15 protein-coding genes and 1 pseudogene are annotated in these 14,791 nt (G+C 72.1%); 8 read left to right on the forward strand and 8 right to left on the reverse strand.

All coding sequences use genetic code 11. The features are described 5' to 3' along the window. The first annotated feature begins 227 nt into the window (after positions 1-227). From CF165_RS43560 to CF165_RS43585, 6 genes are read left to right on the forward strand one after another with little or no spacing between them, the layout of a single operon-like run. Complete coding sequence (locus CF165_RS43560) at positions 228-482, forward strand: hypothetical protein (RefSeq protein WP_093953448.1); 255 nt, start codon at positions 228-230, stop codon at positions 480-482. Continuing rightward, entirely contained in the window at positions 479-1,483 is a 1,005-nt protein-coding gene (locus tag CF165_RS43565; RefSeq protein ID WP_093953449.1) for an FAD:protein FMN transferase, read from the forward strand. The genes CF165_RS43560 and CF165_RS43565 overlap by 4 nt, the downstream gene beginning before the upstream one ends. After that, positions 1,480-2,034 (forward strand): ferric reductase-like transmembrane domain-containing protein, encoded by a 555-nt coding sequence (locus CF165_RS43570; RefSeq protein ID WP_093953466.1) that lies wholly within the window; start codon positions 1,480-1,482, stop codon positions 2,032-2,034. The genes CF165_RS43565 and CF165_RS43570 overlap by 4 nt, the downstream gene beginning before the upstream one ends. After that, positions 2,031-3,161: an NADH-ubiquinone oxidoreductase-F iron-sulfur binding region domain-containing protein gene (locus CF165_RS43575; protein ID WP_093953450.1), complete on the forward strand. Its 1,131-nt coding sequence runs from the start codon at positions 2,031-2,033 to the stop codon at positions 3,159-3,161. Before CF165_RS43570 ends, CF165_RS43575 begins: the two co-directional genes overlap by 4 nt. After that, positions 3,158-3,352 (forward strand): ferredoxin, encoded by a 195-nt coding sequence (locus CF165_RS43580; RefSeq protein ID WP_093953451.1) that lies wholly within the window; start codon positions 3,158-3,160, stop codon positions 3,350-3,352. Before CF165_RS43575 ends, CF165_RS43580 begins: the two co-directional genes overlap by 4 nt. Before the next feature lie 42 nt (positions 3,353-3,394). Continuing rightward, complete coding sequence (locus tag CF165_RS43585; protein WP_093953452.1) at positions 3,395-4,147, forward strand: SIR2 family NAD-dependent protein deacylase; 753 nt, start codon at positions 3,395-3,397, stop codon at positions 4,145-4,147. A gap of 164 nt (positions 4,148-4,311) precedes the next feature. On the opposite strand, the pseudogene CF165_RS43590 reads toward CF165_RS43585, so the two are convergent. From CF165_RS43590 to CF165_RS43605, 4 genes and pseudogenes are all read right to left on the reverse strand, one after another. Next, positions 4,312-5,518: pseudogene (locus CF165_RS43590) on the reverse strand (glycosyltransferase). Positions 5,519-5,652: 134 nt separating this feature from the next. Continuing rightward, positions 5,653-5,964 carry a hypothetical protein gene (locus CF165_RS43595; protein ID WP_093953453.1) on the reverse strand — a complete coding sequence of 104 codons (312 nt, stop codon included), beginning with the start codon at positions 5,962-5,964 and terminating at the stop codon, positions 5,653-5,655. Positions 5,965-6,208: 244 nt separating this feature from the next. Continuing rightward, positions 6,209-7,723: a serine/threonine-protein kinase gene (locus CF165_RS43600; protein ID WP_240522078.1), complete on the reverse strand. Its 1,515-nt coding sequence runs from the start codon at positions 7,721-7,723 to the stop codon at positions 6,209-6,211. 48 nt (positions 7,724-7,771) lie between these two features. Then, a complete protein-coding gene (locus CF165_RS43605) occupies positions 7,772-8,737 on the reverse strand; it encodes an SDR family NAD(P)-dependent oxidoreductase (RefSeq protein WP_093953454.1) in 966 nt (321 codons plus the stop codon). Between the two features lie 104 nt (positions 8,738-8,841). On the opposite strand from CF165_RS43605, the gene CF165_RS43610 reads away from it, so the two are divergent. Both CF165_RS43610 and CF165_RS43615 read left to right on the forward strand, forming a co-directional pair. Next, positions 8,842-9,384, forward strand: coding sequence for a DUF6069 family protein (locus tag CF165_RS43610; RefSeq protein ID WP_093953455.1), 543 nt, complete (start codon positions 8,842-8,844; stop codon positions 9,382-9,384). A gap of 2 nt (positions 9,385-9,386) precedes the next feature. Further along, positions 9,387-9,803 (forward strand): nitroreductase/quinone reductase family protein, encoded by a 417-nt coding sequence (locus CF165_RS43615; RefSeq protein ID WP_093953456.1) that lies wholly within the window; start codon positions 9,387-9,389, stop codon positions 9,801-9,803. Between the two features lie 2 nt (positions 9,804-9,805). Here CF165_RS43615 and CF165_RS43620 read toward each other — a convergent pair whose 3' ends face one another. The 4 genes from CF165_RS43620 to CF165_RS43635 all read right to left on the reverse strand — a co-directional run bounded on the left by CF165_RS43620 (position 9,806) and on the right by CF165_RS43635 (position 14,523). Further along, entirely contained in the window at positions 9,806-10,609 is an 804-nt protein-coding gene (locus tag CF165_RS43620; RefSeq protein ID WP_093953457.1) for an ABC transporter permease, read from the reverse strand. Continuing rightward, positions 10,606-11,583 carry an ATP-binding cassette domain-containing protein gene (locus CF165_RS43625; protein WP_167441747.1) on the reverse strand — a complete coding sequence of 326 codons (978 nt, stop codon included), beginning with the start codon at positions 11,581-11,583 and terminating at the stop codon, positions 10,606-10,608. The genes CF165_RS43620 and CF165_RS43625 overlap by 4 nt, the downstream gene beginning before the upstream one ends. 79 nt (positions 11,584-11,662) lie before the next feature. Continuing rightward, positions 11,663-12,172 carry an OsmC family protein gene (locus tag CF165_RS43630; protein WP_093953458.1) on the reverse strand — a complete coding sequence of 170 codons (510 nt, stop codon included), beginning with the start codon at positions 12,170-12,172 and terminating at the stop codon, positions 11,663-11,665. Positions 12,173-12,246: 74 nt separating this feature from the next. Then, positions 12,247-14,523, reverse strand: coding sequence for a M4 family metallopeptidase (locus tag CF165_RS43635; protein WP_093953459.1), 2,277 nt, complete (start codon positions 14,521-14,523; stop codon positions 12,247-12,249). Positions 14,524-14,791: the final 268 nt, after the last annotated feature.

The following is a 14,791-nucleotide window of genomic DNA, read 5'->3' on the forward strand; positions in this document are numbered from 1 at the left end:
CCAGCGTGGGCGGGATGGGGCGCCTCATGGTGCCCGGGGCAGGGGGCCGGTGCGTGCCGTGCCGTGGTCCGGCTCGTGAACACCGGGAAACCACCGGCGGACAACGGAAAGAGTGGGTTAATGGCCCCCCGGTGTCAACCTTCTTTGGTAGTGTCCACAATGGCCGGTCAGGAATCTGACAGGTCGTTCCCAGCTCGTTCAAAGGAACGGCGCCGACACTCGGTGCCATGGAACCCCTCACCCCCGGCGGCGCCGCCCGCCGTGAGCGCGGCCGCCGCAAGGCCGCCCTGGTCACCGCGACCGCAGCGGTGCTGGGCGCGGCCGCGGTCGGTGCGATCGGCTTCGGCCTCTCGTCGGCATCGGCGGACACCACGCAGAGCACCACCGGTGACTCCACCGGCACGCAGGACCAGCTCCAGGCACCGGACAGCGGCTTGAGTTCGGGATCCGGCCAGGCGCACACCGGTTCGGGAGCGTCATGACCGCGGCGACGGCGTTCCGCGCGCTCGGCACGACGGCGGAGGTCCTGGTCACCGAGCCGGACCGGCTGGACGCGGCGGCCGAGCTGCTGCACGAGGAACTCGCCGCGATCGACGCGGCGTGCAGCCGGTTCCGGCCGGACTCGGAGATCTCCCGGCTGCACGAGAACGCCGGACGGCAGGTGCGGGTGGGGCCGCTGCTCGCGGAGGCACTCGGCGTGGCTTTGCGCGCGGCGCGGTTGACCGGCGGGCTGGTCGATCCGACGGTGGGCGCGGCCGTGCGGGCGCTGGGGTACGACCGCGACTTCGCCGAGGTTGCCGCTGATCGGTCCACGGCGGCTGATCCCGTGACGGGACGGGCATCTCGCGTGATTGGAGAGGCGTCTCGCGTGATTGAAGGGGCATCATGCGTGATTGGAGGGGCGACACGAGGACTGGGCGGTGCTGTGCCGGTGCCCGGCTGGCACCGGGTTCTCTTCGATCCCGCGCAGCGGCTGGTCGTCCTGCCTCGGGGCGTTTATCTCGACCTCGGTGCGACGGCGAAAGCTCTCGCCGCGGACCGTGCCGCTCGCCGGATCCACATCGCGACCGGCTGCGGCACGCTCGTCAACCTCGGGGGCGATCTGCGGGCCGCCGGGCCCGCGCCGTCCGGGGGCTGGCAGGTCGCGCTCGGCGATGACCACACCCGGGCCGTCGCCCTCCCGGACGCCACCGTGGCGCTGCGCGGCGGCGGGCTCGCCAGTTCCGGCACCACCCGGCGGCGCTGGCGCCACGCCGGCCGGACGGTGCACCACATCGTCGACCCGCGCACCGGGGACATCCCGGAACCGCGCTGGCGCACGGTCACCGTCGTCGCGGAGTCCACTGTGGACGCCAACGCCGCGAGCACCGCGGCGATCGTCCTCGGGGCGGCAGCACCAGCTTGGCTCGAGCGACGGCAGCTGCCCGCCCGGCTCGTCGGCGTCCGCGGCGACGTCGTCACCACGCCCGGGTGGCCGTCATGAGCTCCGCCGTCTGGTACTTCAGCCGCGCGACCGGGCTCGTTTCGCTGGTGCTCTTCACCGGCGTCGTCGTCCTCGGCGCACTCGGTGCCGGCCGGTTCGCGACGCGCGAGTGGCCGCGGTTCGCCGTTGCCGCCGTGCACCGGAACCTCGCGCTGACCAGTCTCGCCTTCCTCGCCGCGCACATCGCGTCGGCGGTTCTCGACGGTTACGTCTCGCTGAGCTGGCTCGACGTCGTCCTCCCGTTCGGCTCGGCCTACCGGCCGCTGTGGGTCGGCCTCGGCGCCGTCGCGCTCGACCTGCTGCTCGCGATCGTCGTCACCAGTCTCGTGCGCACCCGCATCCCGCCGCGGGTGTGGCGCGCTGTGCACTGGCTGGCCTACCTGTGCTGGCCGGTCGCGCTGGTGCACGGCTTCGGCATGGCCGAAAACGACGCCGCCCACGGCTGGATCGTCGCCCTCGACGTGCTGTGCGTGCTGGCCGCGCTCGGCGCCGTCGCCTACCGAGCCGGCGCGAAGCACGCCGGCCCCGAGCTCCTGGGAGGCACCCGATGAGCATCCTGCCCCCGCACCGGCTCGACCTGGCCGGGCACCGGCGCCACAACGGCGTCGTGCCGTGGGTCGGCTACCACGGCGACGACGGCCGCGACCGGCTGATCGAAGCCGTCGGCTCGGCCGGGCTGTGCGGCCGCGGCGGCGGGGGCTTCCCGACCGCCGTCAAGCTGCGCGCGGCCCGGGCGAAGCGCTCGGTCGTCGTCGCGAACGGGTGTGAAGGCGATCCGCTGAGCCAAAAGGACGCGGTGCTGCTCACGCTGTCGCCGCACCTCGTGCTGGACGGCCTGCAACTCGCCGCGCACGCCATCGGCGCGGTCGAGGCGGTGCTGTGCGTGCACGCCGGAAGCCCGGTGCTGCCGAGCGTCCTCGCGGCCCTCGCCGAGCGCGACGACCGCGTCGCGGTGCGCGTCGCGGAGATCCCGCGCCGGTACATCGCCAGCGAAGAGACCGCGCTCGTCCGCTATCTGACGTCGGGCGACGCGCGGCCGCTCGGCAAGGTGCCGCGGCCCGCCGAACGCGGGGTGCGCGGACGGCCGACGCTGGTCTCGAACGTCGAGACGCTGGCGCAGCTCGCGTCGGCGATCCTCCTCGGCCCGCACCACTACCGCGCGGCACAGACCGACCTGGTCACGGTCACCGGCGCGGTCCGGCGGCCCGGCGTCGTCGAGGTGCCCGCGGGATCGTCGCTGGCGGCGGTGCTGGCCGCGGCGGGTGGGGAAGCGGAACCGGTGCAGGCGGTGCTCGCCGGCGGCTCCGGCGGGACGTGGACGTCGGATCTCGGCGGCGGCCTGTCGGGAATCCCGGCGGTTCACGCGCTTCCGGCCCGCGCTTGCGGACTGGAGTACACCGCGAAAGTACTGGCCTACCTGGCGGCGGAATCGGCCCGGCAGTGCGGGCCGTGCACGTTCGGCCTGCCGTCGATCGCGGCGGACTTCGCCGAACTGGTCCGGGGCGGCCCGTCGGCGGTCCGGCTGGCCCGCCGCCTCCCGCTGCTCACCGGCCGCGGCGCGTGCGCCCACCCGGACGGCGCGGCCCGCCTCGCGGCGAGCGCGCTGGCCGTCTTCGCCGCCGACGTCCGGACCCACCAGGCCGGCGGCCGGTGCCGGGTCCCGGCGGGTGTGGCATGAAGATCGCGGTGGACCCGATCGGCTGCCGGGCGCACGGCTTGTGCGCGGACCTGCTGCCGGAGCTGGTAAGACTCGACGAGTGGGGCTATCCGGTGGTGGCCCCCGGTTCCGTGCCGCCGGAACTGGCGGCGGAGGCCCGCCGCGCGGCCGCGGCGTGCCCGGCGCTGGCGTTGCGGCTGCGGGCCCGGTAATCCCGTGGTGCGGCGGTGAATGAGCCGTTAACCTCCGCCACCATGGACGGCAAGCTCATCGACCGGATCCGCGGCGCGAAGCGGATCGCCGCGCTGACCGGCGCGGGCATCTCCACCGCCTCCGGGATTCCCGACTACCGCGGCCCCGAAGGCGTCTGGACTCGCACGCCGAGCGCCGTGAACGCCTTCACGCTCAAGAACTTCACCGCCGACGCCGCGGTGCGCCGGGAGTTCTGGCGCACCTACGCGGGACACAGCGCATGGCGGGCGGAGCCGAACGCGGCGCACCGCGCGCTGGCCGAACTGGACGGCGCGGGCGTTGCCGTCCGCGTGCTCACCCAGAACGTCGACGGCCTGCACCAGCGGGCCGGCCTCGCCGCGCGCAAGGTCCTCGAGCTGCACGGCACCATGCACACCACGCGGTGCACCCGGTGCCCGGCCCGGTTCCCGACCCCCGAAGTGCTGGCGCGGGTCGAAGCCGGCGACGACGACCCGGCCTGCCCCCGCTGCGGCGGGATCCTGAAGCTCGACGTCGTCCTGTTTGGACAGATGCTGGACGGCGAGGTCATCGGGCACGCGCGGAACATCGCGGCGGCCAGCGGGCTGTTCCTGGCCATCGGCAGCTCGCTGCAGGTGGAGCCGGCGGCGTCGCTGTGCACGGTGGCCGTGCAGGCCCGAGCGACGCTGGTGATCGTCAACCGCGACCCGACGCCGTACGACGAGGACGCCGATTTCGTGCTGCGGGACGACATCGAAGCCGTCGTCCCGGAACTCTGCGCGGCCGTGACGCGATGATCCGCGAAGCCCGCCACGACTGGCCGCGCCGGCTTCGCATCTCCGGCCGGTGAATCGCCCCAATGTGGCGTTGGTTGCGTCCAACGCACCGAACGCCACATTGGGTGCGCTGGACGCACCGAACGCCACATTGGGGCGCTTGAGCGTCCCGGCAACGTGACACCTCAGGCGGACGTCAGTGGCGCCGTGGCCAGCAGGTGGCGGGCGGCGACGCTCGCCCCGTCCGGGCGGACCCGGCCCGCGAACCGCCGCGCCCGCGTCGCCACCTCCGGCCGCAACGCGACCTCCAGCGCTGCCGTCAGTGCTTCGGCCGTCGGCACTCCCGGATCGGTCGCCGCGCCGACGCCCAGCTCGCGGACCCGGCCCGCGAAGTAGTGCTGGTCGTACATCTGCGGGACCACCACCTGCGGTGCGCCGGCGCCGGCTGCCGTTGTCGTCGTGCCCGCGCCGCCGTGGTGGACGACCGCCGCGACGTGTTTGAACAGCCGCTGCTGGTTGACTTCGCCGATGCCGAAGCAGTCCGGGTGCCCGTGCGCGGCCAAGTCCGCCCACCCGCGCGCGATGATCGCGCGCCGTCCGTGTGCCCCGCGCCGACGCGAGCATCACTTCGGCGACCTCGGGCGGGGTGTGCATGCTGCCGAACCCGAAGTACAGCGGCGGCTCGCCCGCGTCGAGGAACTCCACCAGATCGGGTGGCAGTGGCCGCTCGTCCGGCCAGATCCAGGCACCCGTCCGGATCACGTCCGGGTCATCCTGGTCGGGCCACGGGGCCAGCGCCGCGTCGGCGGCGAGCCAGGGACGGCCGGTGAAGACGTGGCTCTGGAGATCGTCCACCGGGGCCAGGCCGTTCGCCGCGCGGCACGCGTTGACCCGGCCGCCGAACAGCAGGTTCCAGCGGTGCCCGTCCTCCGCCCACAGCACCCGGTTGTCCGTCTTCCCCGGCGACCGCCACGGCATCGGCGGCGGCGCGTGGAGCGGCGACGGGAGCGTGATGGGGCAGAAGCTCGCGTAGACGTAACCGATGCCTGCCCGCTCGGCGACCGAACGGGCCGCGAACTGCAGCGCCCCGGCCGCCACCAGGACGTCGCAGCCCTCGGCCGCCACTGTGACCGTCTCGAACTGGCTCGAGACGGTGTCTTCGGCGGCCTTGCTCAGTTCTTCGGCGCTGGGACGGCCCTGGACCGCCGAGCCGAACCGGCGCACCTCGGGACCGATGGGCACGACGTCGAACCCGAGGTCGTCGAGCCATTCGCGGAAGTCCGGCGGTACGCACAGGCGGACGTCCTGGCCCAGCGCCCGCAGTTCCGACGCCAGCGCCACCACCGGCTGCACCTCGCCCCGCGAGCCGATCGTGGACAGCAGCACACGCATCAAGGAATCCCCTCGCCCGGAAAATGGTGAGCCCGCATTGTGGACCCGCACCGGGGTCTTGCCACAAGTCCCGGGGTCGGCTATACGTTTAAGTGGGGAGAGGGAAACCTCAGAGGGTCGACACTGTCCGCTGCTCAGCTCGCGACGCGCTCGGCGGCCTCGGGAACCGCGTCCCGCCCGGTCAGTTCTTCGGCGAAGATGGTGTCGATCTTCCCCGTCGCGGTCCGCAGTTTCGCGACGCTCGCGGCGAACAGCAGAAGCGCGGCAGCGGGCACCGCGAGCAGCACGGGCGGCCATCCGGCGCCGACGACCGCCACGGCCGCGATCACTGCGGAAAGCAGGAAGACTGCCCGGCGGCCGGCGACCCGCGGCCACGCGGGACGGGGCTTGGCGTGCCTGCCGCGCGAGGTGCCGATCGGCCGCGCGAGGGCAGCGTGGACACTCATCCAGACCTCCGGAATGTCATCGGACCGCCCGGGAGGGGATTCCCGGCGGCGGTGCCGGCGCGAAGAGGCGCGGACGGCACGTGGAGTGTGTCGGGCCGAGCCGGGTCCCGGTTACCTCTCGTTATTGCTTCGAGTCCGAATTCACGAAATCGAATGAATGTGCGGTCGCGGCTATTTCGGAGACATTTTCCGCACCAGGGCCGTTGGACCCGGATCCGTCCGCCGGAGGTCCCGACCCGCCGGCTCAGGAGTCGTGGCCCTTGCCTTTGCCCTTGCCGGGCGGCTCGGTCTTCTCGGGCTTGCCCGTCTTCGACGTCTGTTCCGCCGACGACGACGGGGTTTCGTGGGTCACCGCGGCGGGTTCCGGCGAAGCCGAAGTGCTCCCGGGCGGCGGCGGCACGATGTTCCCCGTTCCGGTCCGCGGCGCCGGGTTGCCGGATCCGGCAGGCGATGTGGACGACGGAGGCGTGACCGTCGCCGCCGGGGAGTTGGCCGCCGGGGGCTGCTGGGCCGGGGTCCCGGTCCCGTTTTCCTGCTCGACCAGCAGCATCGCGGAAACCACGGCGACCGCGGCGGCGGTCAGCCCGGCCGCGGCGGCGAGCCGGCGACGTGCCGGGTTGCCGGCCGCGGGCGCACCGGCCGCCGGGCCGGGGACCGCGAACGTTTTCGTCGCCGGATCGTGGTCGTGCGCCCGGTCCGCGGCGAGCCCGCCGCGGGGCACCGGGCTGGGGTTCGCGGGTGCGCCGGCTGCCGGGTCGCGGGGGAGCTCGATGCCGGCAGCGGCCTGGCGACGCCACACCGGGCGACGCTCGGACGCGTCCGGCGGCGCCTGGAGCAGGCCCACCACCTCCGCGGCGGTGGGCCGGTCGGCGGGAACCCGTTGCGTCATCCGGCGCAGCGCGTGCGCCAGCGACGGGGGCAGGTCGTCCGGGATCCGGGGCGGCCGGGTCAGCCGCGCCATCGCCGCCTCGACCATCGTGCCCGGGTACTCCCGTTCGCCGGTCAGGCACTCCAGCAGGATCAGGCCGAGGGCGTAGACGTCCGCGGGCGGCCCCGCCGGCTCGCCGGAAACCTGCTCCGGCGCCAGGTAGGCGGCGGTACCGGGGATCAGGCCCGTGCCGGTGATGTGGGTGGCGTCGAGGGCGTGCGCGATGCCGAAGTCACCGATCAGGGGACCGTCGGCGGACAGGAACACGTTGGCGGGCTTCAGGTCCCGGTGCACCACCCGCCGCTCGTGCACGTGGGCCAGCGCCTCGGCGAGCCCCTCGGCCAGCGCCGCCACCTCGGCCACCGGCATCGGCCCGCCGAGCAGCCGCTCCGCCACGTTCTCGCCCTCGACGAGCTGCATGACCAGGTAGGTCCGCCCGCTCTCGGTGCCGCTGTCGAGCAGCGCCACCACGCCGGGATGGCTGATGCTGCCCTGGATGGTCATCTCGCGCAGCCGGCGGCGCTGGTCGAGGGCCACCGCGTCCCGGTCGTAGATCTTGACGGCGACTTCGCGGGCGAGCCGCACGTCGAAAGCCCGGTAGACGCGGGCCGTGGCGCCGCTGCCGATCAGGTTCCCGACCTCGTACCGCCCGGCCAGCAACCCGGGCGGCCGCTCGTCGTCGAGGGCCCGGCGCGGCGTGATCGTGAATTCGCCCAAGGCGTAGCGCCCGCAGGTGACGTCGTCCGTCGGCGGGCGCCCCGTTCTACCGGCTTCGTCGGCCACGGGCGCCAAGTACCCCGGCCCCGTGAACGGCAAACGTCGGAAGATCACGAAAAGAGTATCGTCCGGACACCCGCCGATGTGACATCCAGGGCACGATCATCGCCCGGCGAACGCGTCCACGCCGGTGAGCTGCGCCGACAGCGTCCACAGGCGCGCGGCCTGTTCCCGGTCGACGGCGTACCGGCGGACGCCGGAGGCGGCGAGGCCCTCGGCGTCGGCCGGAGCGAGCTCGGCGACGTCGCAGTCCTCGAGGTACAGCCCGCCGCGCCCGGCCAGCTGCAGCGACGTCGCCGCCCAGACCGTGGTCGCGGCGCCCTGCTCCGGGGTCTTGAACTCCATCAGGTAGTTCCCGGCTTCGTCGATCCAGCCGCGTTCGATCATTTCCGCCCGCGGCAGGTGCCGCTGCAGCGGTGTCATGATGCCGCCGGGGTGCAGCGCGAACGCGTGGACACCCTGTTCGGCGCCCAGCTCGTCGAGCCGGACGGCGAAAAGCACGTTGGCGGTCTTGGCCTGCCCGTAGGCCTGCCACTTTTCGTAGCCGTTCGCGAACTGGACGTCGTCCCAGCGGATCGGCGAGTAGTGGTGGCCGCGCGAGGACAGCGAAACCACGCGGGCACCCTCGGCGACCGCCGGCCACAGCCGGTTCACCAGCGCGAAGTGGCCGAGGTGGTTGGTGGCGAACTGGGCTTCCCAGCCCGGGCCGACCCGGGTCTCGGGGCAGGCCATTATGCCCGCGTTGGCGATGAGGAGGTCGATCCGCCGTCCGGTCGCCAGGAAGCGCTCCGAGAAGGCGCGGACACTTTCGAGGTCACCGAGGTCCAGCTCGTCCACCTCGACGTTCTCGATGCCCGCCAGTGCTTCTTCGGCGGTCGCGCGGCGGCGGGCCGGGACGACGACGTGCGCGCCGGCGCCGGTGAGCGCGCGGGTGGTTTCGAGGCCGATCCCGGAGTACCCGCCGGTGACGACGGCGAGCTTGCCGGTGAGGTCGATGCCCGCGACGGCTTCGGCGGCCGTGGTGGTGGCGCCGAAACCCGAGCCGATCTTGTGCTGTGCGGAAGTCATGCCCCCGACGTTAAGAGCTGGAGTGCACTCCAGCGCAAATCGCGGCCGGGGCCGAAACGGGGGACAATCGGGGGGAGAGGCGCAGCCGACCTAGGAAGGCTCTGATGGCCGACTATTACGGGAACCAGCCCCAGGACGTCCGCCCGGGGATCGACGCGCGCCGGCTGTGGGCGGGCGGCGTGGCGACGGCGGTGGTCGCGGCCCTGCTCGCGGTGGTCGGGCTGCTGATCGCGCGGGGGATCTTCGAGGTCGAAGTGCTCGCCCCAAAAGGCGAAGGCGTCTGGGGCAACGCGAGCACCACGACGTACGCGCTGGTCGCCGCCGCGGTGGCCCTGCTCGCCACCGGGCTGATGCACCTGCTCAGCGTCGCCACGCCGGCGCCGTCCCAGTTCTTCGGCTGGATCATGGTGCTCGTCACGCTCATCGCGGTGGTGCTGCCGCTGACCCTCACGGTCGCGCCGAGCGCGAAGATCGCGACGGCCGTGATCAACCTGGTGATCGGCCTGGTCATCGCCGCGGTCGTGAACAGCATGGCGGCCAGCGCCCGGACGCTGCACCGCCGTCGCAGCCAGCAGAACGCGGCACCGCCGCCGACCCGGCAGCAGTGGACCCAGCAGGACCCGCCGACCCGTTACTACGACCGGTGACCATGGACGGCAAGGAGACCAACCGGCGGGTGATCGAGCAGTTCCGCGCGGGCGGCGAGGTGGACGGCATGCACCGGGAGCGGCTCGTGCTGCTCACCACGACCGGCCGGCATTCGGGCGAGCCGCGCACGGTCCCGATGATGGTCCACCGCGACGGCGACCGGATGCTGGTGGTGGCCTCGAACGTGGGCGCGCCCCGGCACCCGGACTGGTACCTGAACCTCGCGGACGACCCGCGGGTCACCGTGGAGGTGGCCGACCGGAAGTTCGAGGCCGAGGCGCTGCCGCTGCTGGGCGCGGACTACGTGCGGACGTGGACGGAGCTGGAGAAGCACTACCCGTTCCTGGCCGACCACGCGGCGAAAGCCCGCCAGGCCAAGCGCGTGATCCCGATCGTCGAACTGTCCGAAGAGGACTGACGCTACTTGCTGGCCACCCGGCGGTAGCGGGCCGTGGCGAGCGGGGCGAAGATCGCGATGATCGCCAGGCAGCACAGGATCGCGTACAGCGCCGCGTGCTCCGCCGGCCAGCCCGTCGGCGGTGCCCCGAACCGGTTGCCGAACAGGTCGCGCGTCGCGTTGATCACCGCGGTGAACGGATTCCAGTCCGCGATCGCCTTGAGGAACGGCGGCAGCGTCTGCGTCGGGACGAACGCCGAGGAGATGAAGCTCAGCGGGAACATCCAGATCAGCCCGGCGCTTTGGGCGACCTCGACGCTGCGCGCCGCGAGGCCGATCAGCGCGCCGACCCACGACAGCGCCCAGGCGAACATCAGCATCACCAGGTAGCCGAGCACCGCGTCCGCGAAGCTGCCGCGGATCCGCCAGCCCACGAGCAGCCCGCACAACGACATCACGACCAGCGCCACGACGCTGACGACGAGGTCCGACGTCGTGCGGCCGAGGACCACCGCGATCCGGGACATCGGCAGCGAGCGGAACCGGTCGATGATGCCCTTCTGCAGGTCGTTGGCGAAGCCGATGACCGTGAACGCCGAGTTGAACGCCACCGTCTGGGCGAAGATCCCGGCGATGAGGAACTCGCGGTAGGCCGCCCCGCCCGCTTCGCCGCCGATCGCGTTGCCGAAGACATAGGCGAACAGCAGCACGAACATGATCGGCTGCAGGGTCGCGGCCATCAGCCAGTCCGGGTTGCGGCGGACGTTCATCAGGTTGCGCCACGTGACGACACCGCCGTCCGAGATGCCCTTCGCGAACGCGTTCACTTCGCAGCCTCCTCGGTGGACTCGGCGCCGTGGCCGGTCAGGGACAGGAAGACGTCGTCGAGGGTGGGCCGGTGCAGGCCGACGTCCTGGACCGTGATGCCCTGGCCATCGAGCCGGCGCAGCGCCTCGATGAGCGCTTTCGGGCCGGTGTCGACGAGGATCTCGGCGCGGCGCGTGTGGTCGTCCCCGGACGGCTCGCCGGTGCCGACCTCGCGCAGCACCGCGAGGGTGGCCGGCAGGTCGGCGGCCGAGGCGACGACCAGCTCCAGCCGCTCGCCGCCGGTCTGGGCCTTGAGCTCGTCGGCGGTGCCGCGCGCGATCACCCGGCCGTGGTCGATCACCACGATCGAGTCGGCGAGCTGGTCGGCCTCTTCGAGGTACTGGGTGGTCAGCAGCACGGTCGTGCCGTCGGCGACGAGTTCCTTGATGACTTCCCAAGTGTCGAGCCGCCCGCCGGGGTCGAGGCCGGTGGTGGGCTCGTCGAGCACGACGACGGTCGGCTCGGCGACCAGCGCGCCGGCCAGGTCGAGACGCCGTCGCATGCCGCCGGAGTACCCCTTCGCGGGCCGGTCGGCGGCCTCTTCGAGCTGGAACCGCGCGAGCAGCTCCCGGGCGCGCGAGCGCGCGGCGGCCTTCCGCCTGCCGTAGAGCCGCCCGACCATGTAGAGGTTTTCGAACCCGGTGAGGTTCTCGTCGACGGCCGCGTACTGGCCGGACAGCCCGATCCGCCGCCGCACCTGGTCGGGTTCGGCCAGGACGTCGTAGCCGGCGACGAACGCCTCGCCCGAGTCCGGCCGCAGCAGCGTGGTCAGGATGCGGACGGTGGTGGTCTTCCCGGCGCCGTTCGGGCCCAGCAGGCCCAGCACCCGCCCGGCGGGGATGTCCAGGTCCACGCCGTCGAGCGCGCGGGTCGCGCCATAGGTCTTCACGAGCCCGCGTACGTGGACGGCGACGTCCGGTTCCGGCTGCGGCATTTCGGCTCCCCTTCCGATGACACCCGACAAGCTAGGGCACGGCGTCCGGTTTGTCCTCCGGGTTTCTCCCTGAGAAGACTCAGTTCGCCGAGAGCGTGACGGCGACCTCCGGCGGCGTCCGCAGCGACTGGAACACGACGCAGTAGCGCTCGGTCAGCTTCTTGAGCGTCGCCAGCTGCTCTTCTCCGGCGTCGGTGTCCAAAGCGAACGACAGCCGGATCGCGCGGAAGCCCACCGGCGCGTCCTTCGCCACGGCGAGGGTGCCGCGGAAGTCGAGGTCGCCTTCGGCCCGGACGCGCCCGCCGCGCACGGTGAGCCCGAGCGACGTCGCGACCGCCCGCAGCGTCACCCCGGCGCACGCGACGAGTGCTTCGAGCAGCATGTCACCCGAACAGGCAAAGGAGCCGTCGCCGCCGGTGGCCGGGTGCAACCCCGCTTCGACGACCGCGCGGCCGGTTTCGACCTTGCAGGAGATGCCGAGGCCGTCCAGTTCGGCGTCGGCGTGCAAAGTGACGAGCGCGCTCTCCGGCCGTTCCCGGTACTGCTCCTTCAACGGCGTCTGGACCGCGCGCAGCTCTTCGGCATCCATGCGCCGATTCTGCTCCGGAAAACACGAAAGCGGGGAGACCGGTCGCCCGGTCTCCCCGCCTCAGTGAATCAGCTTCAGCTCAGGGTGACGGCCACGTCGTCGATGACGAACGAGGTCTGCAGCGAGCTGTCTTCGGTGCCGGTGAACTTGAGCGCGAGGGTGCCGCCGGCCGCCGACGAGACGTCGACGGTCTTGAGCGCGTACCCGGACGCCTTGTTCAGGTTGGAGTAGCTGCCCAGCGTGGTGCTGCCGTTGGTCACGGTCAGCTTGTCGTAGGCGGTCGACGTGGTCGTCTCCGCCGTGTCGATGTGCAGGTAGAACGTCAGGCTGGCGTGGCAGCCCGCCGGGATGCTCACCGACTGCGCGATCGACTCGGTGGTGGTGGAGCCGTAACCGTCGAGCCAGGACGAGTAGGTGCCGCCGTGCGCGGCCTGACCCTGCGAGCCCCACTGGCCGATGGAGCCGGTGGTGCCGGTCCAGCTTCCGCTGCCGGATTCGAAGCCGCCGTTGACGATCTTCTGGCCGGAGCAGCCGCCGGTCGTGCCGACGGTCCAGGTGAACGACGCCGTGCCGGTCTTGGCCGCCGCGTCCTTCGCCGTCACCGTGACGTTCGAGGTGCCCGCGGTGGTCGCGGTGCCCGAGATCGTGCCGGTGGAGGCGTTGATCGACAGGCCGGCCGGCAGGCCGGTGGCGGACCAGGTGTACGGCGCGGTGCCGCCCGAGGCCGACAGCGGCAGGGAGACCGAAGCGCCGGTCACGGTCGACTGGTTGCCCGGGTTGGACACGGTGACCGTGCCGGTCGCCGAGCACGTCGGGTCGGCCGACTGGGCGGGCACGCTGATCGCGTCCCACGCCGCCTTGACCGTGTTGAACTCGGTGCAGCTGCCCGGGAACAGGTTCTTCGCCGCGGTCAGCGTCCAGGTGCGGTACTTCAGGTACGAGCTGCCGGAGGTCTTGAGCAGCATCGCGTTGTAGAAGATCTTCACCGCGTTCTGGACACCGAGGCCGGTGATCGTGGTGTTGTTGCACGTGGTGCTGGTCGGCTGCCCGTTGGTCGGGTTGGTGCCTTCGGCCAGCAGGTAGAACCAGTGGTTGCCGGGGCCGGCGGCCGCGTGCACCTCACCGTTGGGGACCGAGCTGTCGTAGCAGTTCTTGTCGCCCAGCGCCGACGGGTTGTACATGTTGCGGATCGGGCCGGAGCCGACGAGGTTGACCTGCTCGCCGACCAGGAAGTCCGGCACGTCGTACGGCGAAGGCTCGTTGGCGAACCACTCGGTCGAGGCGCCGAAGACGTCCGCGACGAACTCCTGCGTGCCGTTGCCCGAGATGCCGCCCGGGGTGTGGTCGTCGATGCCGTGCCCGTGCTCGTGGGCGACGACGTCGATCGAGCCGATCCAGCCGCCGGCGGTGTTCTTGCCGATCTGGACCTGGCTGCCGTCGTAGTAGGCGTTCTGGTCGTTCAGTCCGACGCGGATCGGCCAGCCGCCGCCGCTGCCGTCGAACCCGTTGCGGCCCAGCCACTGCGAGAGCATCTTGTTCTCGGTCTGCGCGGCGTACAGGGCGTCGACGCAGCCGGTCTCGCGGTTGCTGGCGGTGCCGTTGCCCCACAGGTCGTCCGGGCCGCTGAACGTGGTGTTGTTGGCCGCGTCCTGGCAGGACGTGTTGGTGATGTTCGGGTCCTTCAAGGAGTACGTGCTGCCCGAGTGCGTGGTGTCGAGGTGGACCGGGTTCGGCCCGTTCCACGCGCTGGTGCCGTCGCCGTGCAGGACGTGTTCCTGGGTGTGGAGCACCTTGCCGGTGGCGGCGTCGACGACGACGTCGAGCTTGCTCGGCCCTTCGGCGTCGCGGCCGACGACCGTGCTCTGCCAGGCCAGCGTCGGCTTGCCGAGCGCGAAGACGACCTGCTGGGCGGGGCTCACACTGTCCACGGAGGACAGCTGTTTCCGCGCGGTCGCCTCGGCCGCGGCCTTCGACACGGCGGGGGTGGTCGAGGTGAGGTCGATGGTCTGGTCCTGCGCGACCGAGGTGCCGAGCACCTGGCCCGTCGAGTTGGTCGCGACGACGAAGTCGCCGCCCACCACGCGCATGCCCTTGTAGCTGCGCTCGTAGGGGATGTACTTCAGCCCGTTGGTCGCGGAAATCGCTTTCTGGGCCACGAAAACGTCGTCGGTGCTCGCGTGCAGGGCGGCCGGCCTGCTCGCCACGAGACCGGCCGCCGCGGTCGCGGCCAGGGTCTGGGCGTCGGGGACGGCGTTCGGGGTCGCGGGCTGGGCCTGGGCGGTGGTGGTCGTGCACATCGCGGCGATCAGCGCGCCGCTCGCGGCCAAGACGAATGGACGTCTCAGTTGCATCGAAGGATCTCCTCCGGGCAGGGCGAACCGGCCCGGTGACAGGCCGGGCCGAGAACGGGGACGGTGGGGAAAAATGGTGCGGCTTAGCGGAAATCAGGATCCGGTGCCGAAGCCTCGTGAACAAGCGACGAACGTACGGACTTATGGGGAAGTCGCAATACTTCCCAAAAAGGACATTTACCCCTATTGGGATTTGCGGTCGACCGTCCACACTGGACTCGAAGGGGATCACCGCCGTTCGGGTGATCTTCTTTGCGGCCGAAACGAC

This window comes from Amycolatopsis vastitatis (assembly GCF_002234595.1).
In the GTDB taxonomy this organism is placed as follows: domain Bacteria; phylum Actinomycetota; class Actinomycetes; order Mycobacteriales; family Pseudonocardiaceae; genus Amycolatopsis; species Amycolatopsis vastitatis.